Annotated in this window: 23 protein-coding genes; 20 read left to right on the top strand and 3 right to left on the bottom strand. The window is 58.6% G+C overall.

Annotated features, from left to right (window positions below; translation table 11 throughout):
* Positions 1-2: 2 nt before the first annotated feature.
* Positions 3-416 carry a hypothetical protein gene (locus RBB49_RS12060; protein WP_306143035.1) on the top strand — a complete coding sequence of 138 codons (414 nt, stop codon included), beginning with the start codon at positions 3-5 and terminating at the stop codon, positions 414-416.
* A gap of 442 nt (positions 417-858) precedes the next feature.
* Complete coding sequence (locus RBB49_RS12055) at positions 859-1,233, top strand: DUF6362 family protein (RefSeq protein WP_306143034.1); 375 nt, start codon at positions 859-861, stop codon at positions 1,231-1,233.
* 63 nt (positions 1,234-1,296) lie between these two features.
* Here RBB49_RS12055 and RBB49_RS12050 read toward each other — a convergent pair whose 3' ends face one another.
* Positions 1,297-2,166, bottom strand: a complete 870-nt coding sequence (locus RBB49_RS12050) for a LysR family transcriptional regulator (RefSeq protein WP_306143033.1) — start codon at positions 2,164-2,166, stop codon at positions 1,297-1,299.
* A gap of 117 nt (positions 2,167-2,283) precedes the next feature.
* Between RBB49_RS12050 and RBB49_RS12045 the strand changes: the two genes are divergently transcribed.
* From RBB49_RS12045 to RBB49_RS11985, 13 genes are all read left to right on the top strand, one after another.
* Positions 2,284-2,883, top strand: a complete 600-nt coding sequence (locus tag RBB49_RS12045; RefSeq protein WP_306143032.1) for an amino acid synthesis family protein — start codon at positions 2,284-2,286, stop codon at positions 2,881-2,883.
* Positions 2,855-3,634, top strand: a complete 780-nt coding sequence (locus RBB49_RS12040; RefSeq protein WP_306143031.1) for an alpha/beta fold hydrolase — start codon at positions 2,855-2,857, stop codon at positions 3,632-3,634. Before RBB49_RS12045 ends, RBB49_RS12040 begins: the two co-directional genes overlap by 29 nt.
* Positions 3,631-4,554 carry a flavin reductase family protein gene (locus RBB49_RS12035; RefSeq protein ID WP_306143030.1) on the top strand — a complete coding sequence of 308 codons (924 nt, stop codon included), beginning with the start codon at positions 3,631-3,633 and terminating at the stop codon, positions 4,552-4,554. Before RBB49_RS12040 ends, RBB49_RS12035 begins: the two co-directional genes overlap by 4 nt.
* Positions 4,555-4,556: 2 nt before the next feature.
* Entirely contained in the window at positions 4,557-5,591 is a 1,035-nt protein-coding gene (locus RBB49_RS12030; RefSeq protein WP_306143029.1) for an LLM class flavin-dependent oxidoreductase, read from the top strand.
* Positions 5,592-5,600: 9 nt separating this feature from the next.
* Complete coding sequence (locus tag RBB49_RS12025; RefSeq protein WP_306143028.1) at positions 5,601-7,070, top strand: aldehyde dehydrogenase; 1,470 nt, start codon at positions 5,601-5,603, stop codon at positions 7,068-7,070.
* 319 nt (positions 7,071-7,389) lie between these two features.
* Entirely contained in the window at positions 7,390-8,070 is a 681-nt protein-coding gene (locus RBB49_RS12020) for a GntR family transcriptional regulator (RefSeq protein ID WP_306143027.1), read from the top strand.
* 21 nt (positions 8,071-8,091) lie between these two features.
* Complete coding sequence (locus RBB49_RS12015; protein ID WP_306143026.1) at positions 8,092-9,108, top strand: ABC transporter substrate-binding protein; 1,017 nt, start codon at positions 8,092-8,094, stop codon at positions 9,106-9,108.
* A gap of 90 nt (positions 9,109-9,198) precedes the next feature.
* Positions 9,199-9,966, top strand: a complete 768-nt coding sequence (locus RBB49_RS12010) for an ABC transporter ATP-binding protein (protein WP_306143025.1) — start codon at positions 9,199-9,201, stop codon at positions 9,964-9,966.
* Positions 9,959-10,783 (top strand): ABC transporter permease, encoded by an 825-nt coding sequence (locus RBB49_RS12005; RefSeq protein WP_306143024.1) that lies wholly within the window; start codon positions 9,959-9,961, stop codon positions 10,781-10,783. The genes RBB49_RS12010 and RBB49_RS12005 overlap by 8 nt, the downstream gene beginning before the upstream one ends.
* Positions 10,784-11,168: 385 nt before the next feature.
* A complete protein-coding gene (locus RBB49_RS12000; protein ID WP_306143023.1) occupies positions 11,169-11,525 on the top strand; it encodes a hypothetical protein in 357 nt (118 codons plus the stop codon).
* A gap of 73 nt (positions 11,526-11,598) precedes the next feature.
* Entirely contained in the window at positions 11,599-12,513 is a 915-nt protein-coding gene (locus RBB49_RS11995; protein WP_306143022.1) for a peptidoglycan-binding protein, read from the top strand.
* Entirely contained in the window at positions 12,513-12,911 is a 399-nt protein-coding gene (locus tag RBB49_RS11990) for a hypothetical protein (RefSeq protein WP_306143021.1), read from the top strand. The genes RBB49_RS11995 and RBB49_RS11990 overlap by 1 nt, the downstream gene beginning before the upstream one ends.
* Positions 12,908-13,237: a hypothetical protein gene (locus RBB49_RS11985; protein ID WP_306143020.1), complete on the top strand. Its 330-nt coding sequence runs from the start codon at positions 12,908-12,910 to the stop codon at positions 13,235-13,237. The genes RBB49_RS11990 and RBB49_RS11985 overlap by 4 nt, the downstream gene beginning before the upstream one ends.
* A 132-nt stretch (positions 13,238-13,369) precedes the next feature.
* On the opposite strand, the gene RBB49_RS11980 is transcribed toward RBB49_RS11985, so the two are convergent.
* Both RBB49_RS11980 and RBB49_RS11975 read right to left on the bottom strand, forming a co-directional pair.
* On the bottom strand, positions 13,370-15,304 hold the full coding sequence (locus RBB49_RS11980) for a multiheme c-type cytochrome (protein WP_306143121.1): 1,935 nt from the start codon (positions 15,302-15,304) through the stop codon (positions 13,370-13,372).
* Between the two features lie 215 nt (positions 15,305-15,519).
* Positions 15,520-16,314, bottom strand: a complete 795-nt coding sequence (locus tag RBB49_RS11975) for a GlxA family transcriptional regulator (RefSeq protein ID WP_306143019.1) — start codon at positions 16,312-16,314, stop codon at positions 15,520-15,522.
* A 230-nt stretch (positions 16,315-16,544) separates the two neighbouring features.
* On the opposite strand from RBB49_RS11975, the gene RBB49_RS11970 reads away from it, so the two are divergent.
* The 5 genes from RBB49_RS11970 to RBB49_RS11950 are packed head-to-tail and all read left to right on the top strand — an operon-like array spanning position 16,545 to position 22,857.
* A complete protein-coding gene (locus tag RBB49_RS11970; RefSeq protein ID WP_306143018.1) occupies positions 16,545-17,705 on the top strand; it encodes an acyl-CoA dehydrogenase family protein in 1,161 nt (386 codons plus the stop codon).
* A 3-nt stretch (positions 17,706-17,708) separates the two neighbouring features.
* Positions 17,709-19,745, top strand: coding sequence for an acetate--CoA ligase family protein (locus RBB49_RS11965; protein ID WP_306143017.1), 2,037 nt, complete (start codon positions 17,709-17,711; stop codon positions 19,743-19,745).
* Positions 19,738-20,520, top strand: a complete 783-nt coding sequence (locus tag RBB49_RS11960) for a carnitinyl-CoA dehydratase (RefSeq protein ID WP_306143016.1) — start codon at positions 19,738-19,740, stop codon at positions 20,518-20,520. The genes RBB49_RS11965 and RBB49_RS11960 overlap by 8 nt, the downstream gene beginning before the upstream one ends.
* A gap of 10 nt (positions 20,521-20,530) precedes the next feature.
* Entirely contained in the window at positions 20,531-21,442 is a 912-nt protein-coding gene (locus RBB49_RS11955; RefSeq protein ID WP_306143015.1) for a 3-keto-5-aminohexanoate cleavage protein, read from the top strand.
* A complete protein-coding gene (locus RBB49_RS11950; protein ID WP_306143014.1) occupies positions 21,439-22,857 on the top strand; it encodes a carnitine 3-dehydrogenase in 1,419 nt (472 codons plus the stop codon). Before RBB49_RS11955 ends, RBB49_RS11950 begins: the two co-directional genes overlap by 4 nt.
* The last annotated feature ends 34 nt before the right edge of the window (positions 22,858-22,891 follow it).

The raw sequence follows: 22,891 nt of genomic DNA, 5'->3' as shown, positions 1-22,891 counted from the left end.
TGGTGTCAGGCGGTTACCTGGACAAGCTCGCAGCCGAGTACGGCATTCACTTCGTGGCGCCGGCCAGGCGCATCGACGGGCGAAATCAAAGCAAGGCCCGTGGTACCTGCCAGGCGCTGCTCAAGAAACATGGGCCGGGGCATTTGCGGCTTGTTTTTGGCCTGATCAATACGCCGGTCAACCGCGGAAACTGGTCGTCCCATGTTCTTTCGGCGGTCTCATGGCTTGTATTGAACAAGCCGGAACTCGTCGAACACCCTGCTTTCGTCTCCCAGTTCGATCTGCTGAGGCTCGATGAAATGCTGGAACGGGCCAAGGACATTAATCCGAGCGCGCCAACAATCACACTGGCCGTTCTTCTCGCGCATGAGTTGGACGGTTCTGTATCAGCAATTTTACCGGGGAAAGTCGCTTGAGCATGCTTGCCTTGAAGTTCGAGTTGATTACACTCGCCTCAGCAATCATTGAGTGTGTAGAAAGACTGTGGCGATGCGCGTCAATCGTGTGGCGCGTTGCAGGGGCGAAACACAGGCTGGGCGGTGTAATCGGGCGGAGTTCGATAAAGCTTGGTGGGGCAAATGGGTGTTTATCAGACAAAGGCGCAGGTTCACGCTTTCGAGCGGGGCTTTCAGGCTTACGGAAAAGGCAAGTCGCAATCCGACAATCCTTATCCGCGCGAAGCCGACTATTTTGGATGTTGGATGCAGGGGTTTCAAAAGGCACAGGAGCAAGGCCGCGACGCAGAGCAAAAGCTTCAACCCCGGTTATAGGGGATCTGCAACACAGTACTTTCCCAATGCCTGTCGGAGGCCGTCATCTGGAGTTTCCTGATCTCAGGGCATGGGAAAGGACGACAAGATGAGCGGCATGCTGGACAGCAAGGAGATCATGTCCCGACTGATTGAGGCCTTTGTCGTCGTGGCCAGCACAGGCAAAGGCGATGGTCCCCGGTCCGTTCTGTCCGCATGGCCTGATTTCCGGCGCAAGATTGCCAGGCGCAGGAGAACGTTTGCTCCCCGGCAGATTTCAGATGCGGAGGAGGCGCTGACCTGGTTTGCCCTGGTTGAAGACCCGGACAGCCGACGAGCCTTGCAGTTCGAAATCATGTGCAAGGCGGGTGGTGGCCCCTTCAGCCGGACATGTGAAAAATACGGCTGGAAAAGATCCACCGTGACAAGCCGGAACCGGGTGGTCCTGAAACAGATTGCGCGAAAACTTGAGGGTGGCACCTGACCTATGCAGGTTTTCGATCTAACCGGGAAGGCTCACATGGTTTCCCGGTTGAAGTTTCGCACCTTAACCGATTTTGTCCGGAGTGTCGGCCGCGCAAACGGAAGCAACGATCCAGTTCCTGAAGGCGACTGCCGCCGCCGTTTTCGACTTCATTGAGAGATAGTAGTTTTCGTTCGCGGTCAGCGAAGCCTCGTGCGCTGGCGTGATCAGGCCTTGCCGGCGGGGTGCGGTGGCGAGGTGTTCATGAACCAGGCAAACACCGTTGCCATGAATGGCCATCTGCAATGCGGGGCCGTACGAATCCACAAAGAGACTTGGTGAAAGCGGCGCAATACCCGCCACCTGCGCCCACGGTTTCCAGCCGTCAGAAGTTCCAACAGCCTCGATCAGCGGCAGGTCCTCGAGTTTTCCTTCAAGTGCGGGAGACTTCAAGGCAATCAATCTGTCCGTGCCCAGCAATTCGGCGTCGGAACCTGCCTGTTTGCGCGAGCCGAAGCGGATTTCAACATCGGCGGCCGTTTGTGTGAATTCGTCAGGCCAGACAGCGCCGATCAAGCGAAGGACGATATCAGGATGTCTTTCAGTGAACTCCGGCAGTCCGGGAGCAATGACCCACTGGATGACGCTGATCGATGCTGAGACCGTCAGCAAATCAGTCGCCTGGTCGGTGGCGAAAGCGGCCGTCGCGCCTGTGAGGGTTGCCAGTGCTGCATCCACCTGGGGGAGTAGCCGGCGGCCATGATCGGTGAGGGCAAGGCCTCGTGCCTTGCGGTCGAAGAGCGGGACACCGAGACGCATCTCCAGCGATTTGACCTGCTGGCTCACAGCCGACTGGGTCATGCCGATTTCGCCGGCAGCTGCCGTGAAGCTGAGATTTCTGGCTGCGGCCTCAAATGCGCGGAACCAGTTGAGAGGCGGCAATGCCGGCGTCATGAGCAAGTTACCTATTAGTCTGACTAATATCTGAGACTGAAAATCATTCGTTTGTCGGAAAAGTCAAGGCGCTCGATACTGTTCCGGATGATTTGGAAGGGGGCTTCGGTGGACGGAATGGATCCTGAGATCAGGAAAATCGTGACCTATGACGAGGAAGTGTTCGTCGAAGGCTTTCGAAAGGCGGATGTTCCATGGCGCATGTTTGCAGTGGCTGCGGTGGTGCGAAATCCATGGGCCGGCCGCTACGTGGACGATCTGGGGCCGGAGATCCGACGTTTCGGCCCGGTACTCGGTGAACTCATGACCGAAAGAATGATCAAGCTTGCGGGAAACGGTGATGCGATCGAAGCCTATGGAAAAGCTGCCGTTGTCGGCCTCGACGGCGAGGTGGAGCATGCGTCCGGACTGATCCACACACTGCGGTTCGGCAACCACTACAGGCAGGCCGTCGGGGCGAAATCCTATCTGGCGTTCACCAACACACGTGGCCCAGCCAATGCGCCGATCATGGTTCCGCTGATGGACAAGAACGATGCCGGGCGCCGGTCTCATTACCTGACCATACAGTTTGCCATTCCCGACGCCCCGAGAGCGGACGAGATCGCAGTTGTACTTGGCGGGGCAACAAGTGGCCGGCCCTTTCACCGGATCGGCGACAGGTATCAGGATCTGGAAGAGATGGGCCATGACCTGGACAACCCTGCCGCGGTCTGACCGGAACGGCCTTGCCGTCGTTGCGGCGGGCAAGGGACCGCGTGTCCTTTTGATTCATGGTGTCGGTCTGCGGGCGGAGGCCTGGAATGCCCAGATTTCCGGTTTGAGCCCGCGCCATGAAATTCTCGCCCCCGACCTTCCGGGCCACTCCGCCAGTGCTCCGTTGCCGGAGGTGCCGGATCTGCAGGCATACAGCGACCGAATTGCGAGCCTGCTTGATCGCCCGGCGGTGGTCGTGGGGCACTCCATGGGTGCGATGATCGCGCTGGATATTGCCTGCCGGTATCGCGAGCAGGTGCACGGCGTTGTTGCCCTGAATGCAATTTTCCGGCGTAGCCCGGCTGCCCGGGTTGCCGTGCAGGAACGCGCAGCTCGGATGGACGAGACCGGCACCGCCGATCCGATGCCGACACTTGTCCGATGGTTCGGAGAGCGCTCAAGCCCGGAGCGCGATGCCTGCCATGGCTGGCTCAGCGACATGGATCCGCAAGGGTACAGGGCTGCCTATTCCGTTTTCACGCGTGAAGACGGCCCGGCAGATGAAGCGCTCAGGGGGCTGTCTTGCCCCTCGCTATTCATGACCGGAGGCCGTGAGCCGAATTCAACTCCAGCCATGAGCCAAGCGATGGCCGCTCTTGCCCCGGACAGCAAGGTGTCGGTTGTCGAGGAGGCGGCGCACATGATGCCGATGACACATCCATCGGAGGTCAACCGCGGCTTGCTGGAGTTTGCAGAGAGGTGCCAGCCATGAGCGAAATCGAACCGCGTGAACTCAGGGACGCCTTCGGGCGGTTCATGACCGGTGTCACGATCGTCACGTGTCTGGATGAGGCCGACCGACCAGTTGGGTTCACGGCCAACTCGTTTTCATCCGTGTCGCTGAGCCCACCGCTTCTGCTGGTGTGCCCTGGAAAATTCCTGTCGAGTTTCAAAGCTTTCAGCGCATGCAGCAGCTTCGGGGTCAGCGTGTTGAGTGAGGGGCAGGAAGACATTGCCAATGTCTTCGCCGGTTACAAGGGCGACCGCTTTGCCCGCGTGGACCATACTCCCAATTGTGATGGCATACCGCTTATCGACGGTGCCGTTGCCTCTTTTTCCTGCCGGACGCATCAGGTCATGCCCGCAGGCGATCATTCGATCCTGGTTGGCGAGGTCAGAGAATTCGCCCAGAGCCCGGGGCGCGGACTGGGTTATGCGGGCGGACAGTTCTTCAGTCTCGGTCTTGAGCACAAGGCACGGGATCCCGGGGCAAGAAAGAATATTTGTGGCGCTCTTGTGGAGGTCGATGGCGGCGTGCTCCTGCAAGCGTCACCGGAGGGATACAGGCTGCCGGAATGCGTTGCGCCTGACAGGACGTCGCTGAGGGTATGCCTTCGCAATGAACTGCAGGAGCAGGGCATGGATGTGGAACTCGGGCCGGTCTACTCCGTCTTCGACGATCCGACCCAGGGCATTCATTTTGCCTATCTGCTGGCAAAGGCGACACACGTTTCGTTGCCGGCCGGCTTCGAACGTATCCCATTCTCCGAATTGCACGGTCTCACGTTCAAGTCCGCAGCGACTGCGCGCATGCTGGAGCGGTTCGCGGAAGAGGCCCGGACACGAAATTTCAATCTCTATCTCGGCGATGCTGTCTCGGGCGAGACGCACCAGATCCAGGAAAGGGCCTGATCATGGAGTTCTCTCTCTTTGCGCATATGGAACGGCTGTCGCCGGACGAGCCTCACGCCAAGCTCTATGAGGACTTTCTGTCCCTTTGCAGAATGGCGGACGAGGGCGGCATGCGCGCGATCTGGACGGGCGAGCATCACGGCATGGAATTCACCATCGCGCCCAATCCGTTTCTGTCGCTCGTGGATCTTGCGCACCACACAAAGAATGTCCGCCTGGGCACCGGCACGATCGTTGCCCCGTTCTGGCACCCGATCAAACTTGCAGGTGAGGCGGCCGCCGCCGACCTTATGACGGGCGGGCGGATTGAACTCGGGATCGCCCGGGGAGCCTATTCCTACGAATATGAGCGGATGATGCCCGGGATGGATGCCTGGGAAGCCGGGCAAAGAATGCGGGAAACGACCCCACTCCTGCGCAAGCTCTGGCACGGCGATCATGCCCACGACGGCGAATTTTTCAACTTTCCCGCAAGCACCGCCTCGCCGAAGCCCGTGCAGGAAGACGGGCCGCCAATCTGGATTGCGGCCCGGGACCCGAACAGCCACGAATTCGGTGTGCATCAGGGGTTCAATATCCAGGTCACCCCGCTCTGGCAGGGGCACGAGGAGGTGGAAACCCTGATGGGGCGCTTCAACGATGCCTGCGAAACGCATGACGGGCCGAGGCCGAAAATCATGCTTCTGCACCACACTTATGTCGGTTCGGACAGTGACGACGTCTATACCGCAACGCAGGAGCTTTCCCGGTTCTATTGTTATTTCGGTGCCTGGTTCCAGAACAAACGGCCCGTTTCGCAAGGGCTGATCGCCGAGCTTTCGGAAGAGGAAATTGCAGGAAACCGGATGATGGCACCTGAGAACCTTGCCAGGGATCTGACGATCGGGACGGCGGCGGAGGTTATCGACAGGATCAGGCGCTACGAGGATCTGGGGTATGATGAGTTCTCGTTCTGGATAGACAGCGGCATGAGCGCGGAGCGGAAGCGCGCGTCTCTCGGCCGTTTCATCGACGATGTCATGCCGGCATTCAGCTGAGGGACCAACATGCAGCACTATCAGCTCTTCATCGACGGTGTGTGGACCGAGGGCAGCAACGGTCAGGTGATGTCGTCGCAAAATCCGGCGACCGGCGAAGACTGGGCGAGCTTTGCCTGCGCTTCAGCGGAAGATGTCGACCGGGCAGTTGCCGCCGCGAAGCGCGCCCTCGATGACCCCTCATGGCGGGACATGACCCAAACCGCCAGGGGAAAGCTTCTTTACCGGTTGGCAGACCTGATCGAGGCCCATGCGGGACAGATCGGCGAGGTCGAGACGCGGGACAGCGGCAAGCTGCTGGCGGAAACCGCCAGCCAGACAAAGTATGTCGGCGATTACTATCGCTACTATGCCGGTTTGGCCGACAAGATCGAGGGCCAGGTCCTTCCGATCGACAAACCGGATATGCATGTCTTCACGCAGCGCGCCCCAATAGGGGTGGTTGCGGCGATTGTTCCCTGGAATGCACAGATGTTCCTGACGGCGACCAAGCTTGGTCCGGCGCTTGCGGCAGGCTGCACCGTTGTGCTGAAAGCCTCGGAGATCGCACCGGCGCCAATGCTGGAATTTGCACGCCTCATCGAAGAAGCTGGCTTTCCGGCAGGTGTTGTCTCGGTGATCACGGGAGACGCGGAGAATTGCGCCATTCCCCTGACGCGGCACAGGCACATCGACAGGATCGCGTTTACCGGCGGGCCGGAAACCGCACGGCATGTGGTCCGAAACTCGGCCGAGAATTTTGCAGTCACCACATTGGAACTCGGCGGAAAGTCTCCGATCCTTGTGTTTGAGGACGCGGATCTGGAAGGTGCTGCCAACGGCCTGATCGCCGGTAATTTCGGCGCCTCAGGGCAAAGTTGCGTTGCCGGGACACGCGGTCTTGTGCAGCGGCCTGTCTTTGAAGAACTTGCCAGGCGTATTGCGGAAAAATCCGAGGGCATCGTTGTCGGCGATCCGCTGGAGGCAACAACGCATGTCGGTCCGCTCTGTACCGGTGCACAGGTCGACCGGATCAAGGCTACACTGGATACGGCGCGGGGGCAGGGAGCGCGGATCCGTTTCGGAGGCGAAGCGCTCGATCGGCCCGGCAACTACATGGCGCCGACGCTTGTGGAATGCGCAACGCCGGAAACGGCGACGCTCCACGTCGAGATGTTCGGCCCGGTGATGTCGCTTTTGCCCTTTGATACCGAGGAAGAGGCAGTCGCGCTCGCGAATGACACACCTTACGGGCTCGGGTCCGGCGTCTTTACACAGAATGTCGCGCGCGCCCATCGTGTTTCGTCGCGATTGAGGGCAGGGATCTGCTGGGTGAACACCTACCGGGCGGTTTCCCCGATCGCGCCTTTTGGCGGGTTCAATCAGTCGGGCTATGGACGGGAAGCCGGGCTGGAAGCGATCCTCGACTACACGCGCACGAAAACGACCTGGATCAACATGTCGGAAGCGCCCATGAGCAATCCGTTCGTCATGCGCTGAACCGCGGTCCATTTTGGGTTGATTGGGCAGCACGCTCGAATCCAGCCCGCTGATCGAACGTTTTCACTCCACACAGCGCGGGGTTTGGGTACTGGATCCCGGCTTTCCGCTGCGCTACAGCCGGGACGACAGTTCAATCGAAAGCGGATAGCCTCACATGTCCCATTTCTTGGGGGATCGGACGGTGCCGCACCGCGAGCGATTCTGTCGAAAGCTTAATTTGCCTAGCCGTCTGTGACGGTGTCTTGTGCTGTTGTACTTGACAGCGCTCTGTCGATTATCGGAAAAATATCCAACTTTTTTCAAATCAAGGCACAGAATGCTTTTCGGCGGACGCAAAGAGGATGACGACACAGTCGTGGCAATGCTTGCCTCCGCGATCCGTCGCGACATTTCGTTTGGCGTGCTGCCTCCCGACGAAAAGCTCAAGATCGAGGCGCTTCGCCAGGCCTATGGCGGATCCAACCACTCCATGCGCGAAACCCTGCGGATGCTGGCGGCGGAAGGATTGGTCGAGGCGACCAGCCAGCGCGGTTTCCGGGTCATGTCGGCGACACAGGAAGACCTGGAAGACATTCTCCTGATGCGCCTGCAGGCTGAGAAACTGGGGCTCAAGCGTTCCATGATTCGCGGTGACGTCGCCTGGGAATCGAAGGTGGTTGCCGTTTTCCACACGCTGAGCCGGGCGGAGGCGGCGGTCATTGCCCAGCCCGATGACGTGACGGCCTTGGAGTGGGACGAGGCTTGCCGCGCAGTGTCGGAGACGCTTTTGTCGGCCTGTGGTTCGCGCCGGCTTATTCAGATGGCAGGGAAATTCTACAATCAGTCGCGGCGGTTCCGTCTTGCGCTTTTGCGTGAAGGACGGATCGATTTTTCAGCGCGGGCGCAGCGGCTGGAAAAACTGCAAAAGGCCGTTCTCGGCCGCGACGAAAACAGTGCGCTCAGACTGCTTGAAGACGATATCCGTGCCGATCTCGGCGCGAGGCAAGAAACAGCTTGAACGAAACGGGAGGACCAGAACATGAGACTGAACAGACGCCAGACCCTTGGCCTGATGGGGGCCGCTGCCGCGACGACATTGGCAGCTCCCGCGATTGCACAGAACCGGAAAATCGTCGTTGGCGCGCTGCGCTTCACCTCGCATTCCGGCAGCTTCATTGCTCTTGAACGGGGCTATTTCAACGACGCCGGCCTTGATGTGGAACTGAAGTTCTTTCAGGCGGCGCAGCCGATGGCTGTTGCCATTGCCTCCGGCGACGTGGACTACGCCGTCACCGCTGTTTCCGGTGGCCTGATTTCGCTGGCCGACAAGGGGGCGATCAAGGTGATCGGTGGTGCTCTCAGCGAGGAGGACGGAATTGACGGGCAGAAAATCCTGGCATCCGACGCGGCATTCAAAGCAGGTCTGACGTCGCCTTCACAGCTTGGCGGCAAGACCTTCGGCATGTCCACGGCCGGTTCGTCCTTCCACTATATGGGCTCCAAGGTTGCCCAGGCCGAAGGTGTCGAAATGTCGTTCAAGCCGCTACAGAAAGTCGGTGCCATCATAGGAGCGCTCAAGTCCGGCCAGATTGATGCCTGGTCGATCGTTCCCCATATCGCCAAGCCGCTTGCCGGTTCCGGTGCGGTTCATATCATCGGCAACATCTCGGACTATCTTCCCGGTTACCAGGTCACGACCGTCTTTACCTCGGCCAAGAATGCGTCCGATGAACGGGGGCAGACCGAAGACTTCCTGGCCGGTTTCGGCAAGGGCGTCAGCGACTACAATTCGACAATGATCGACAAGGCCGGCGGCGATGACGGCGTGAACGAGATGGTCGACCTGATCCACAAATACGTCTACACCGACCGCCCGCGCGAGAAGGCGGCACCTTCCATTATCAACGGAACAATGCGGATCAACGAAGGCGCGCGTCTGAACGTTGCCTCGCTCAAGGATCAGCTTGAGTGGTTCCAGTCCGAAGACCTGGTCGGCAAGGACATCACGCTCGACACGCTTGTCGACGGCAGCTACGTGGAAATCTACGAAGGCTAGGTGCGCGCCGGTGCGGAGGTGGTGGCCGGGACATGTCGCGGTGGCCGTCTCCGCGTTTGCGGAGTGCGGTCAGGTGACGATCACATGGGCATGGACATCAGGTTAGACGGCATTTGCCATTCCTATGGCGACACCGATGTGCTGCGCGACATCTCTCTGGAGATCCCGACAGGGCAGATCGTCTGTCTGGTCGGCCCGTCCGGGTGCGGGAAGTCGACGCTTCTGCGGTTGATCGGAGGGCTTGAGCGGCCCGGCAGCGGGCGCGTGCTGCAACTTGGCGCGCCACCCGCCGACAGCCTTAATCCGCTTACGTTCGTTTTTCAGGATTTCGCCTTGCTGCCGTGGCGCAGCGTGAAGGGCAACATATCGCTTGTTCTGGAAGACCACGGCATTCGGGGTCAACGGTCCAAGGCGATCATCGACGACGTCCTGAAGCGTACGAAGCTCTCCGATTTCGCCGATGCACTGCCAAAACAGCTCTCCGGGGGCATGAAACAAAGGGTCGCGATCGCGCGTGCACTGGCGGTCAATCCGGCAGTGATGCTGATGGACGAACCCCTGTCGGCGCTTGATGCGCAGACACGCGAATTGCTGATGGACGATCTGGTGGCGCTCTGGACCCGCCAGCCGTTCACCGCCGTCTACGTGACCCACAATCTGGCCGAAGCCGTGCGGCTCGGGCATACGATCGTGGTGTTGTCGCGCCGTCCGGGCCAAATCCGCGAGATCGTGCGGATCGACACACCGATCGGTGAGCGCCGTGCAGGCGATCCGGTCTGTCAGACCAAGCACGATCTGCTTTGGGAGCTCATGCGCGAAGAGGCACGTGCAGCGGACGAGGAACTGATCGATGGCTGAGACGGAAGCCGCAAACCGCCCGAATGACGACAAGCCGATCGAAGTGCGGTTTCGCGGTGGCGGTTTTGCCCCCAGATCGCTCCGCTGGGTGGGCGTTGCCGTGTTCGTCGTGCTGATCGGTCTGATCCAGTGGGGCACGCAGAGCGGCTGGATTTCCGCGCTGACGCTGCCCAAGCCGAGTGATGTGCTGGCGACATTCGTTCAGCTTTGGGAAAGCGGCCTTCTCTTCAAGCATCTGCAGCCGTCCCTCACGCGCCTTGTGATCGGCGCGGCCCTTGGTGCGAGCGCCGGCATCGCGACCGGGGTGCTGATCGGGCTGTTTTCTTACGTCCGCGCCGGGCTGGTGCCTCTGGTCGCGGCCATCTTCCCGATCCCGAAGATCGCGCTTCTGCCTCTGTTCGTGATCTGGTTCGGGATCGACGAGGGCTCCAAATATGCGCTGATTGCATTCGGCACGTTCACACCGACCGTGGTGGCGACCTATGGCGCGGTCGACAATGTCGACAGATCCCTTATCCGCATGGGGCAGAGCTTCGGTCTTTCCTGGTCCTCGATCGTGCGCAAGATCGTTCTGCCGGGGGCGATGCCGGGTATTCTCTCCGGCCTTCGCATCAGCCTTGCGATTGCCATCATTCTTCTGGTCGCGGCTGAAATGCTTGGTGCTGAATACGGTATCGGGGCGTATATCCTCGAGGCCGGCTCGCTCTATGACCTGGAACGCCTTTTTGCAGGGGTTGTGATCCTGTCGTTGCTGGGCGTTCTTGTCAGTGCGCTGATCGGCCTTCTGGAAAAGCGGTTGCTCGGATGGCGGGTATGACATGGAATCCGCCTTAAAACGCCAAGTAGTCAAACAGAGATAACGTGCTGACACTAAAAAGACTTTAAGGGCTCACTGTCTGAAGTGGTGTTTGAGATCTGAGCCCTTCGTGGACGGTTCGTCAAAACGCGGCTAAGAATGCCGCTATTCCAGTACATTGGGGAAGTGCGGCTGAAGCCGCACTGACGGTCGTGCGCGCGCCGCCTTGAAAGGTTTTCGCGTCTGGGTTGTGTTTTGGAACAATTCATGAACATAGTGCGGCGAATGAACGGGAACAAAAGCAATGGCAGATTTTGAAGATATCACCGGCTGGCAGGAAGAGCTGGAGGCGTTTAGGGAATCTGGAAAGCGGAACCGTGACCATGTACGGAATGAGGAATGCGTGATGGCAACCAAACTTGTAAATGGAACCCGTGTCACCCTGACGAGCGGTGAAGAGACGGCATTTGAAAGCGCGCGGCCAGGATTGAAGGCCGCGGACGTGAAGGCGGAGGCCTCGCGCCTGATCCTTGCCATTGCGCCGGACTGGAAACAGCGAAACTACATCGCGCGGGCCACAGAGCTTGTCCGCAAGGTGCAAACCGACGGCTCATTGACGACAGATGAGCAGAACGAAGAAACCGCGATGAAGGCGCTCTGGGCGAAGGTCAACGCCATGCGTGCCAAGTCGGACGAATTGGAAGCCTTGAGCCCGATACCTGCGGACTATGCCGCTCAGTTGGCAGCTGTTGCCAACGCTTAAACGTAAAAGCCAAAGCAGAGACTGACGACCGAACCGCCCTTGAGGCGGTTTTTTTGTCTTGAAAGGAACTCAAATGCAAACCAGCGAGAGAGGTGTTGCCTTCATCGAGGCACACGAGGGCTTCGTTGCGCGCGCTTATCTGGACCCGGTGGGCGTGCTCACGATCGGGACCGGCTTCACGAACCGGAGCGATGTGTTCCGCAAGTACTGGATCGCCAAGCATGGCCGGCCGCTGAAATCCGGAGACACCATCACCCGTGCGCAAAACCGCGATATTTTGAAAGCCGCATTGGCGAACGAGTACGAGCCGCCGGTTGAAAATGGTATGCCGCCCGACGCGCTTCAACACGAGTTTGATGCAGCTGTTTCTGCCACGTTCAACCTCGGGCCAAAATTCATGGGATGGAAGGCGGCGAAACTCTGGAAGGCAGGCAGGCGTGCAGATGCGGCCGAGCATTGGCGGAACAACTACAACAAGGCCGGTGGCCGTCGCCTGCCTGGCCTGGTGCGCCGTCGCAAGGAAGAAGCGCGTCTGTTTGAGACAGGTGCGTATTCCGGCCACGGCGAGGGCTCGCAGCGTACAGGAAGGGACGCCAAGCCGGCCGAACCTGACCCGGGTGTCCAGGAAGCCCAAGAAGCTTTGAGGCACTTTGGCTTTGATCCGGGTGACATTGATGGCTGGATGGGCCGGAACACAAGATCGGCCTTGATGGCGTACCAGAAACAACATCCGCACCTTGAGAACGACGGGATCCTCGGACCGGCCACGATGGCGCAGCTGCGCCGGGACGCTGTTGCGGCCAAGGATGCGTTGCAGAAGGGTGGGGGGCTGACAGTCCTTTCCGGGTTTGGAGCGTTCCTTTCCGGGCTCCCCTGGGGCTGGATGACGGCGGGTGTCGCCGTCCTGGCGGCCCTCTATTTCGCCTGGCGGTATCGTGATGTGATCGCGCGCCGGATCAATTTCCGAACCGGGCGGGAGACCGCGTGATGCTGGCCGGTCTCGTCAAGGTGTTTCTGGGCGGGCCTTTCAATCGGATCTTTGATACCGTTGATCATGCCCTGGACAACGAAACCGAACGGCAAGGGATCAGGGCAAATGCCCTGAACCGCTATGCAGAGACGGCGGCTATGGACCGGGCGGATGCCCGCAAATACCGGGTGTTCTGGTTTGCCTGGGGGCTGTTCGTCTTCCCGCTCGGGATCTGGTGGGCCCTCGTTCTTCTCGATACGGCCATGACCGGCGTCTTTTTTGTCGACCTTGGAATTTCGGACTTGCCGGACAGCATCCAGCCGAAGGCGGATCTCATCTTTGCTTCAATCTTCGGCTCGGGCGGGGTTGCCCTGGCAAGTCAGGCGGTCGCGAGCGCGATCAGGGGGCGTCGTTGAAACCTTTTGTCGACTGGTTCCTGGCGATGCCGCTTACCAAGATCGCCGTCATTGCCATTTTTGCGACGATTGGCGCGGCTCTTCCAAAGGACCTGTCACCGCGTGACCGGCTCATGACCTTTTTTGTCGGCTTCATGGCCGCATTGGTGTTTGGCGAGCCGTTGCGCGAGGTCCTGTCAATGTCGGACAGTTGGGCATTCGGCATGGCGGGAATTCTCGCCATGACCGGCCGCAATCTGGCAGTCTTCATCCTTCGTGCGTCCCGTGACCCGGTAGGGTCCGGAAAGGCATTGCTTGAGCTCTGGCGAGGGAAACCCGACCGGTAACCTTCAATCGTGTGCGATCGATCGCAATAACCAAGGCTTGCGGTGTCCTTATGACTCAAGACAGCGATCGCTTTTCGATTTTACGTCTTTCAAATGAAGTTCGAAGGATATGGGCAACTAACCATCAGGCATTTATCGGAAATACTGGTTTTTCAAAGCAAGCAGATCTTCGTTTTCCGGGTTCAGGATCAAAGCTTTTTGCAAGGCGAATTCCGCGGCCGCAGGGTCTTGTTGTGCCAGGTGTATCCGCACAAGAAACACCCATGCCTCGGCAAGCTGTGGGTCCAGCGCGGTCACTTCTTCAAATGCAGAGATAGCGGCCCGCGGATTTCTCATCGCAAGCGCGGTTCCCCCAAGGCTCATGTGAGTTTCCGGAAAATCGGATTTAGCGGCAAGGGATTGCTGCCATTCGCGTGTCGCAGAGCGGGCCGCATCCGAGGCAAACACGGACGACTGTCCACGCGGCAGAGTGAGGAGTTGGCGCGCCGCGGAAATCCGAACGGCCTTTGCGGGATCTTCAAGTGCTCGAAGAATGTTCTGGGCAGCAGTCTCGAACGGAGCATTGCGCTGTGCCGAAACGGCAGCGCTACGTACCAAAGGGTCTGTATCGTTCAGGAAGTCTCCTGCACGCTCGGCGAGAACAGGGTCAGCATTCCGCGTCAGCAGGTCGAGCGCTGTCGCACGGACGATAGCCGGATAAGATTCCTGGTCGGCAATAGCCAGAAGATCTTCGCCAATTCCATTTGTTTCCTTGCGGGCGGAGGCGAAGATTTCGCCGTAGTGGGGGCCTCGATGCCGGCTGTCCGGAAACCTCGTCTCAAGTTCGCCAGCTGCCCAGGCTGCGGTTTTGTCCAAATGACAGTCGGTGCAAGCGTTCGGCGTTCCTATTTTTGATGAAAGGTCAGGTCTTGGAATCCTGAACGAGTGATCGCGCCGGCCATCGATGCCCATGTAGGTGCGCTCGATCATGTGGCAGTTGGCGCATTGCGCGCCTTCGGATCCGGCTTCGTGAAAGTGATGCGACGCATCGTCATAGTTTTTCAAAGCCAGGCTTGGAAAACCCGTATTTCCTGCTGGCGAGTGACATTGTGTGCACATGGCATTGCCTTCGGCCCTCAATTGTCCGCTATGCGGTTCGTGACAGTCCGAACACCTCACGCCGGCCTCATGCATTTTCGACTGCAGGAACGAACCGTAGACATAAACCTCATCCAGGATTTGCCCGTCCGGGTGATAGAGGCCCTCGCGCAGGAGAGCCAATCGGTAAGCGTCATGAAAAGGGGTCCCCGAAATGGGACTTGAGGCTTGAAACGGCTCGCGGCGCGCGTGACACGCAGCGCATTGCTGGATTTCAGTTTGCGCGCGCTCAGTGGAAAACTCGACGAGCAATCCCTTTTCATTCACGTCCGGAAAGGGGCTTTCGCTCACTGCCTCCTGTTTTGCCCAGGCCACATGCGCTTCGCCCGGCCCGTGGCAGGCTTCACAGCCCACCCCGATTTCGCTCCACGAACTTTGATACTGTCTGTCCCGCAGGCTGTAGTTCTTCTGGAAATCCGTGGAGTGGCATTCTGCGCAGCGCGCATTCCAGTTCTTGTACGGACCGCTCCAATGGAAGCCGTCGTTTGGTGGCAGTTCCTGGTCCGGATAGAGGTGATACCATTCCTTTTTGACCTGATCCCAAACAACATCGAAGGACTGCATGCGTCCTGGTTCCGTTTCGATCAGATATTGCTGCAGCGGCGCAATCCCGCCAACGCCGGCTATCCTGAATGTCGTTGGACCATTCTGGACGTCATCGGTCTCCACGAAAAAATTACCATCCTGCCGAAAAAACCTGCTCTTGCGGCCAAGATGCACAAACTCTGTATCATCGAAATTACCGTCAACAGTTTCGTCGCTTGGCTCTGTCCACGCGAGGGCATGATGTGAGTTCTGCCAGGCGTTGGTCTCGGTCTCGTGGCATCCGGCACATGTTTGTGTGCCAACGAAGTGCGGTGTAGCGGCTTCCTGCGCCTGTGCTGTGCTCACTATCCCGACAAATGTCAGGAAAACCGCTGCACTGCGCATGGATGCCAACATACTCGTGTTTCCCGGTCTGACGGTTGTTCAAATCAGCAATGAGCGCGTGTCAATAAAAGATGCTTGACCAATACGCCGCTTCTTCGCGTTCGATCATCGGGTATCGTTGCGGGAGTTTTGTCAAGGTGCCTTGCCGGACGCTTCGGCGTCAGAGGTTTGCGTTGTGTCGACTGTTTCAGTGATCGGCGAACAAGATTGCCTGCTCAAGAAGTTCGGCGATAGGAGCCGGGCGGATGTCCGAATTCCTGACGAAATGCCCTTATCATCGCACTTGTATTCCGGTAGCCGCACCGTTCGGCGATTTCAGCAATGCTCAATGTGGTCAATTCCACTTGCCGCCGCGCCTCGCGCAATCGAATTCCCCTGTAGATCGAAAGGGGTGTGGATTTTACCTTTTCCTGAAATCTCTTTTCCAGCGTTCTCTGATCGGAACGCAGTTGCCTGGCGAGTTCGGGAATGGACAAAGGCTGTTCCAGGTTTCGACGCATGAGCGCCGTGGCACTGCGCACAAGCGCATCGGCCGACCAGCGTTGCAGCGGGTCATACATGTCCAGCTTGTCGCCGTGCATGAAAAGGGCGGCAATTTCCAGCGCGAATGTGGGACTGTGTTCGCGGCGTATCAGTTCCAGCATGAGCTCGAATGTCGTCGATGCGCCGCCACACGTCGCGAGGCCATCCTCGATGACGAACCGGTCTTCAACGGCATTCACTTCGGGAAACGCTTCCAGAAAGGGTGTGTATTCGTCCCAGTGTATCGTCGCCCTGCGCCCGTCCAACAGGCCGGCCTTGGCAAGAAGCCATGCGCCGGTATCCATCCCGACCAGAGTCGCATAACGACGGCGCGCCGCGCGCAGCGACTGGCTCATTTTCGGGTTTGACAATTCGCCGTAACCGTAACTCGGCATGATGAATAGATAGTCGCCGCCACCTGCTGCAGCGGTCATCGGCCTGGTCTCGACCGGCAAGCCGCTTGACGATGTCACCTTTCCACCCGGCATGCTGAAATGCTCCCAGACATACAGTTTCTGACGAGCGATTGTGTTAGCTGCGCGAAAGGGTTCGATTGCATTGGCCAGACAGTGATTTGAGAATTCGTCGAACAGCAGGACATGAATCGATCGCGGTTGAGAGAAATTTTCCAAATTCTGCATATCAATGCACCAAAACTGCACATCTCTTTCCTGTTTGTTGTTTCATTTTTCATCACAGCTGACAACAGGAGGAAGAGATGCATTTTGGTCTGAGCGAGGAGCAGGACATGATCGTTTCGACGGTTCGCTCATTCGTCGAAAATGAAATCTATCCCCATGAAGCCCTGGTCGAAAAAACAGGGCAGGTTCCGCCGGAACTCGGGGAGGAGATCAAGCGCAAATGCCTCAACCTCGGCTTCTACGCCTGCAATTTTCCAGAAGAGGTAGGAGGTGCCGGTCTGAGCCACCTGGATTTCACGCTCGTGGAGCGCGAGCTTGGACGTGGTTCCATGGCTTTGACCCATTTTTTCGGGCGGCCCCAGAACATTCTCATGGCCTGTACGGGCGAACAACGTGAACGTTACCTCTTGCCGGCCGTTCGCGGTGAAAAAATGGACGCTCTAGCAATGACGGAGCCGGATGCGGGGTCTGATGTCAGAGGCATGAAATGCCAGGCGGTCCGAGACGGCGGCGACTGGGTGGTTTCCGGCTCGAAACACTTCATTTCCGGGGCTGAACACGCGGATTTTTTCATTGTTTTTGTTGCGACCGGCGTTGACGAAACGCCAAAGGGTCCCAAAAAGCGGATCACCTGTTTTCTCGTGGATCGCGGAACGCCCGGTTTCGAGGTCCGTGACGGCTACAATTCGGTCAGTCACAGGGGCTACAAGAACTACATCCTCTATTTCGATGGATGCAGGCTTCCAGATGCACAGGTTCTGGGAGAGGTCGATGGCGGTTTTGCCGTGATGAACGAGTGGCTTTACGCGACACGGCTGACCGTTGCGGCAATGAGCGTCGGACGCGCACGCAGATGTTTCGACCACGCTGTATCCTATGCAGCGGATCGCAAGCAGTTTGGCCAGGCCATTGCAAAGTTCCAGGGCGTGAGCTTTCAGGTTGCGGACATGATTACCGAAATCGATGCGGCCGACTGGCTGACGCTCGTGGGCGCGTGGCGGCTCGATCAGCAGCTGCCTGCCAACAGGGAAATTGCCAGCGCCAAGCTCTACGCCACCGAAATGCTCGCAAGGGTCACGGACACAACGCTGCAGATCCATGGCGGCATGGGCCTGATGGATGACTTTCCTATCGAACGGTTCTGGCGGGACGCACGCGTGGAACGGATCTGGGACGGAACCAGCGAAATCCAGCGCCATATTATCAGCCGGGATCTCTTCAGACCGCTCGGGGCTTAATTCATGAAGGGTCTCGAGAGCCTTTTGCGTCCGAAATCCGTCGCCGTTGTTGGCGGAGGCTTCTGGTGTGCGAATGTCGTCGATGAATGCCGGAAGCTCGGCTTTGAAGGCGATATCTGTGTTGTGCACCCCACCAGAAGTGAGATGGGCGGATGCCCGGTGGTGCGATCGATCGACGATCTCCCATTTGTTCCCGATGCAACATTTGTCGGCGTCAATCGGCATGCGACAATCGAGATTGTTCGAGCACTGTCAAAGATGGGCGCAGGCGGAGCGGTGTGTTTTGCATCCGGTTTTCGGGAAGCGGCTGCCGAACTTGCAGATGGCGACACATTGCAGGATGCGTTGATCGAAGCCGCCGGGGAGATGCCATTTCTGGGCCCGAATTGCTACGGTTTCATCAATGCGCTGGACGGTGCGGCACTGTGGCCGGATCAGCATGGACTGATCAGCGCACAAAGTGGTGTTGCGATCCTGACCCAGTCGTCCAACATTGCATTGAACCTTACAATGCAGGCGCGCGGCCTGCCGATTGCCTATCTTGTAACCGTCGGAAACCAGGCGCAAAAAGGGCTATCTGCCCTGGCAGATGCCTTGCTTGAAGACGAGCGTGTAACGGCCATCGGCCTGCATATTGAAGGTCTGGACGATCTGTCAGAGTTTTCAGACTTCGCCCGAAGGGCGCACGCAGCAGGCAAACCTGTCGTCGCTTTGAAGATCGGCCGATCCGAGCAGGCACGCGCTGCAACAATCTCGCATACGGCATCGCTTGCGGGCAGTTCCGCGGGGGCAAGCGCCTTGTTCGCGAAACTGGGCCTTGTCGAGGTCAAGAGCCTCGCTGTCTTTCTGGAAACCCTGAAACTGGTCCACGCGGCGGGGATGCTCCCTGACAACAAGATCGTTTCCATGTCCTGCTCTGGCGGAGAAGCCAGCCTTGTTGCCGACTCAGCCATCGATCTGCCAGTTTCCTTTCCCGCACTGAACTCCGCGCAGACGCAAATGCTGCAGGATTTGCTGGGTCCGAAGGTCGCCTTGGCCAACCCGTTGGACTATCACACCTATATCTGGGGAGATACGGAAGCAATGAGCGCCGTATTTGCCGCGATGATGGAAGGCGATGCTTCTTTCGGCATCGTCGTTCTGGATTTCCCGCGAAACGACAGATGCAACGCTGACGAATGGTTGAAGGTCATCGATGCAGTGGCCGCCGCAAAGGCGAAAAGCGGAAAACCCATGGGAATAGTCAGTTCCCTGCCGGAAACGATGCCTGAAGACGTTGCGGCTCGTTTGCTGGCACGCGGGATCGTTCCGATGGTCGACCTGAATGACACCATGGCTGCGGTGGCCGCTGTTTCGCAAGCGGGCCGCACAGAAAAAACGCTCGCTGTTCACGTTCCCGACGCGCCGAAAGGCGCAGTTGAGATCGGGGAGAGCAGATCAAAGAACATTCTTCAGGAACACGGTTTGCGGGTTCCCGAAAGTGGTTCGGCGAATGGTCTGGAAGGTGTGGTTGCGGTGGCCGAGGAAATCGGGTTTCCGGTCGTTCTCAAGGGAACCGGTATTGCGCATAAAAGCGAGGCCGGTGCTGTCGCACTGCGGTTGACAAATTCAGATCAGGTTCTGGCTGCGGCTTCAAAAATGCCTTCTGATACTTTCCTGGTTGAAGAAATGGTCTGTGATGTTGTCGCGGAACTTCTGGTCGGTGTGGTGCGCGACCAGGCTCACGGATATGTTTTGACGCTTGCTGCAGGTGGCGTATTGACAGAGCTTTTGCAGGACTCGGTCTCCCTGATTTTGCCGGTCGCCCGTGAAGACGTGGACGAGGCGCTGGGCAAGCTCAGGATCGCCCGCCTCCTTGACGGTTACCGTGGTCAACCTGCATGTGATCGTGGGGCCATCGTCGATGCCGTCATGGCTGTTCAATCCTATGCATTGTCGGTACCGGTCAATGAGGTGGAGATAAACCCGCTGCTGTGCGGCACGAATTTCGCAATCGCCGCAGATGCGCTGATAAAAGGTGAGGAGACAAGCGATGGATAGCCCGCTGAAAACCCGCAAGGAAGGCCAGATCCTCGAAGTGATACTCGACCGTCCAAAAGCCAATGCGATCGATCTTGAAACGAGCCGGCTGATGGGGGAAATCTTCACGGACTTTCGGGACGACCCTGACCTTCGCGTCGCAATTGTTACCGGTTCGGGAGAGAAGTTCTTTTGCCCCGGCTGGGATCTGAAAGCCGCAGCCGATGGCGATGCCGTCGACGGGGACTACGGCAAAGGCGGGTTTGGAGGCCTGCAGGAACTGCGCGGTCTTAACAAACCCGTCATAGCAGCGGTCAACGGTATCTGTTGCGGCGGCGGGCTTGAGCTGGCCCTGTCGGCTGACATTATCCTGGCTGCCGAGCATGCGGAATTTGCGCTGCCTGAAATCCGTTCCGGAACGGTGGCCGACGCCGCGAGCATCAAGCTGCCCAAACGGATCCCCTACCACATCGCGATGGAAATGCTGTTGACCGGCCGTTGGATCGACACGCAGGAAGCTGCGCGTTGGGGACTGATCAATCATGTCTATCCGGCCGATCAACTCATGCGGGAGGCGTGGACCCTTGCCAGATTGCTCGCGTCGGGTCCGCCTCTGGTTTATGCCGCTATCAAGGAAGTTGTCAGGGAGGCAGAGGCCATGACGTTCCAGGACGCGATGAATCGCATCACAAAAAGCCAGTTCGAAACCGTCGAAACGCTCTACCGGTCGGAAGATCAGCTTGAAGGCGCCAAGGCCTTCGCGGAAAAACGGGACCCGGTCTGGAAAGGCCGATAGGAGACAAGCAATGCCGCTGCAAATGAATCGGAACGTTTTCATCACCTGCGCCGTTACGGGCTCCGGATCGACCCAGGACAAGTCACCGCATGTGCCGCGCAGCCCCAGGGAGATTGCTGACAGCGCGATCGATGCGGCAAAAGCGGGTGCTGCCATCGTTCATTGTCATGTCCGCGATCCTGAAACCGGTGTCCCTTCCAGACGCATTGAGCTTTACCGGGAAGTGACCGACCTGATCCGCGCGGCTGATGTCGATGTGGTTCTCAATCTGACGGCGGGGATGGGGGGCGATATCGTTTTCGGTTCAACCGAAGCGCCGCTCCCGGTCAATGAAGCCGGGACCGACATGATCGGTGCAGCTGAGCGCATGGCACACATTGCCGAGTGCCTTCCGGAAATCTGTACCCTCGATTGCGGGACAATGAATTTTGCCGAAGCCGATTACGTCATGACCAACACCCCCGGGATGCTGAGGGCGATGGGGTCCATGATGACGGAACTCGGCGTCAAACCGGAGATCGAGGCGTTCGATACCGGACATTTGTGGTTCGCAAAGCAACTGGTCAGCGAGGGTACGCTGGCCTCTCCAGCGCTTGTTCAATTGTGCATGGGTGTACCTTGGGGCGCGCCGAACGATCTGAACACGCTCATGGCCATGGTGAACGCCATACCGAGCGACTGGGCCTGGTCCGCGTTCAGCCTTGGCCGGGATCAGATGCCCTATGCGGCGGCCGCAGTTCTTGCAGGCGGAAACGTCCGTGTCGGTCTTGAGGACAATCTTTTTCTTGAAAAGGGCGTTCTTGCAACAAACGCGCAGCTCGTCGAAAAGTCGGTGAAAATTATCGAAGGCATGGGCGCGAAGATCATGGGGCCGGAAGACGTGCGTTCCCTGCTCGGCCTGACGAAGAGGGCGCCAAGATGAAGGCCTGCATTGTCGGCGGCGGTGTGATCGGTGGCGGTTGGGCAGCGCGCTTCTTGCTCAATGGCTGGGATGTCGCGGTCTATGATCCCGACCCTGAAGCCGAGCGCAAGATAAACGAGGTTCTGGCCAACGCGCGCAGAAGCCTTCCGTCCCTGTATGACTGGCTGTTGCCAACGGAGGGAACGCTGAAATTTCACGAAAGCCTTGCCGAGGCGGTCGAAAATGCCGACTGGATCCAGGAAAGTATCCCGGAAAGATTGGAGCTCAAGCACAAGGTGCTCGGCGAGGTCAGTGTCCTGGCGGCTGAAAACGCCGTTGTTGGATCGTCGACCTCCGGGTTCAAACCGTCGGAACTCAACAGTGCAGGTGCGCGCGCGATCGTTACCCACCCTTTCAACCCGGTTTACCTGCTCCCGCTCGTGGAACTGGTGGGGGATGGTGAGACAACAGCAAAGGCTGCCGGTATCCTGCGCGACCTGGGCATGTTTCCGCTTGTTCTGCGCAAGGAAATCGACGCGCATATCGCAGATCGTCTCCTGGAAGCCGTCTGGCGCGAAAGCCTCTGGCTCGTCAAGGACGGCGTTGCGACCACCGAGGAAATCGATGAAGCCATTCGCATGGCTTTTGGCATCCGCTGGGCTCAGATGGGGATGTTCGAAACCTACAGGATTGCCGGCGGCGAAGCCGGTATGAAGCACTTCATGGCGCAGTTCGGCCCTGCGCTCGAGTGGCCGTGGACGAAACTCATGGATGTTCCGGAGTTCACGGAAGAACTGGTCGACCTGATTGCCGGGCAATCCGATGCCCAATCGGGTCACATGACCATTCGTGAGCTTGAACGAAAGCGCGACGACAACCTTGTGGGCATGATGCGTGCGCTGAAAAAAACGAATAGTGGTGCCGGGGAGGTGATCAACAAGCATGAAGGCAAGTTGTCCGCGCACGAGGATCCCGTCCTGCCGGTCACAGGCAGCCGGCATGTTCCGCAAAGCTGGGTCGACTATAACGGCCACATGAACGAGACACACTACCTGGAAGCGGGAGCTGCGGCGACCGACCGCTTCATGGAGATGATCGGCGCGGACGCGGATTACATCGCATCGGGCCGCAGCTATTTCACGGTTGAAACGCATATCCGCCATCTGGACGAAATGCTGGCGGGTGAACGCCTCATCGTGACGACCCAGGTATTGCAGGGCGAAGGCAAGAAGCTGCATCTCTTCCATTTCCTGAGAAAGGCAAATGGCACGCTGGTCGCAACCGTTGAAACGTTTCTGTTGCATGTTGATCTCAAAACGCGCGGAAGCTCGCTGCCGGGTGCTCAAGTTGCCGAGAAGCTGGGGCAATACGCGGACAAGCATGTACGCATGGACATGCCGGAAGGTGCGCAACGGTATGTCGGCCAACGCGGTTAGCGGATCGCCAGACCAAGTGCTCGCCCGCTCGCTC

The sequence above is a fragment of the Roseibium sp. MMSF_3412 genome (genome assembly GCF_030733265.1).
In the GTDB taxonomy this organism is placed as follows: domain Bacteria; phylum Pseudomonadota; class Alphaproteobacteria; order Rhizobiales; family Stappiaceae; genus Roseibium.
The sequence above is the reverse complement of the archived record's forward strand: the minus strand, read 5'-3'. Positions and strand labels throughout refer to the sequence as shown.

Excerpts from the sequence above, each read along its gene's own strand:
- RBB49_RS12055 (WP_306143034.1), top strand. The coding sequence starts at position 859 with ATGAGCGGCATGCTGGACAGCAAGGAGATCATGTCCCGACTGATTGAG.
- RBB49_RS12050 (WP_306143033.1), bottom strand. The coding sequence starts at position 2,166 with ATGACGCCGGCATTGCCGCCTCTCAACTGGTTCCGCGCATTTGAGGCC.
- RBB49_RS12045 (WP_306143032.1), top strand. The coding sequence starts at position 2,284 with ATGGATCCTGAGATCAGGAAAATCGTGACCTATGACGAGGAAGTGTTC.
- RBB49_RS12040 (WP_306143031.1), top strand. The coding sequence starts at position 2,855 with ATGACCTGGACAACCCTGCCGCGGTCTGACCGGAACGGCCTTGCCGTC.
- RBB49_RS12035 (WP_306143030.1), top strand. The coding sequence starts at position 3,631 with ATGAGCGAAATCGAACCGCGTGAACTCAGGGACGCCTTCGGGCGGTTC.
- RBB49_RS12030 (WP_306143029.1), top strand. The coding sequence starts at position 4,557 with ATGGAGTTCTCTCTCTTTGCGCATATGGAACGGCTGTCGCCGGACGAG.
- RBB49_RS12025 (WP_306143028.1), top strand. The coding sequence starts at position 5,601 with ATGCAGCACTATCAGCTCTTCATCGACGGTGTGTGGACCGAGGGCAGC.
- RBB49_RS12020 (WP_306143027.1), top strand. The coding sequence starts at position 7,390 with ATGCTTTTCGGCGGACGCAAAGAGGATGACGACACAGTCGTGGCAATG.
- RBB49_RS12015 (WP_306143026.1), top strand. The coding sequence starts at position 8,092 with ATGAGACTGAACAGACGCCAGACCCTTGGCCTGATGGGGGCCGCTGCC.
- RBB49_RS12010 (WP_306143025.1), top strand. The coding sequence starts at position 9,199 with ATGGACATCAGGTTAGACGGCATTTGCCATTCCTATGGCGACACCGAT.
- RBB49_RS12005 (WP_306143024.1), top strand. The coding sequence starts at position 9,959 with ATGGCTGAGACGGAAGCCGCAAACCGCCCGAATGACGACAAGCCGATC.
- RBB49_RS12000 (WP_306143023.1), top strand. The coding sequence starts at position 11,169 with ATGGCAACCAAACTTGTAAATGGAACCCGTGTCACCCTGACGAGCGGT.
- RBB49_RS11995 (WP_306143022.1), top strand. The coding sequence starts at position 11,599 with ATGCAAACCAGCGAGAGAGGTGTTGCCTTCATCGAGGCACACGAGGGC.
- RBB49_RS11990 (WP_306143021.1), top strand. The coding sequence starts at position 12,513 with ATGCTGGCCGGTCTCGTCAAGGTGTTTCTGGGCGGGCCTTTCAATCGG.
- RBB49_RS11980 (WP_306143121.1), bottom strand. The coding sequence starts at position 15,304 with ATGCGCAGTGCAGCGGTTTTCCTGACATTTGTCGGGATAGTGAGCACA.
- RBB49_RS11975 (WP_306143019.1), bottom strand. The coding sequence starts at position 16,314 with ATGCCGGGTGGAAAGGTGACATCGTCAAGCGGCTTGCCGGTCGAGACC.
- RBB49_RS11970 (WP_306143018.1), top strand. The coding sequence starts at position 16,545 with ATGCATTTTGGTCTGAGCGAGGAGCAGGACATGATCGTTTCGACGGTT.
- RBB49_RS11965 (WP_306143017.1), top strand. The coding sequence starts at position 17,709 with ATGAAGGGTCTCGAGAGCCTTTTGCGTCCGAAATCCGTCGCCGTTGTT.
- RBB49_RS11960 (WP_306143016.1), top strand. The coding sequence starts at position 19,738 with ATGGATAGCCCGCTGAAAACCCGCAAGGAAGGCCAGATCCTCGAAGTG.
- RBB49_RS11955 (WP_306143015.1), top strand. The coding sequence starts at position 20,531 with ATGCCGCTGCAAATGAATCGGAACGTTTTCATCACCTGCGCCGTTACG.
- RBB49_RS11950 (WP_306143014.1), top strand. The coding sequence starts at position 21,439 with ATGAAGGCCTGCATTGTCGGCGGCGGTGTGATCGGTGGCGGTTGGGCA.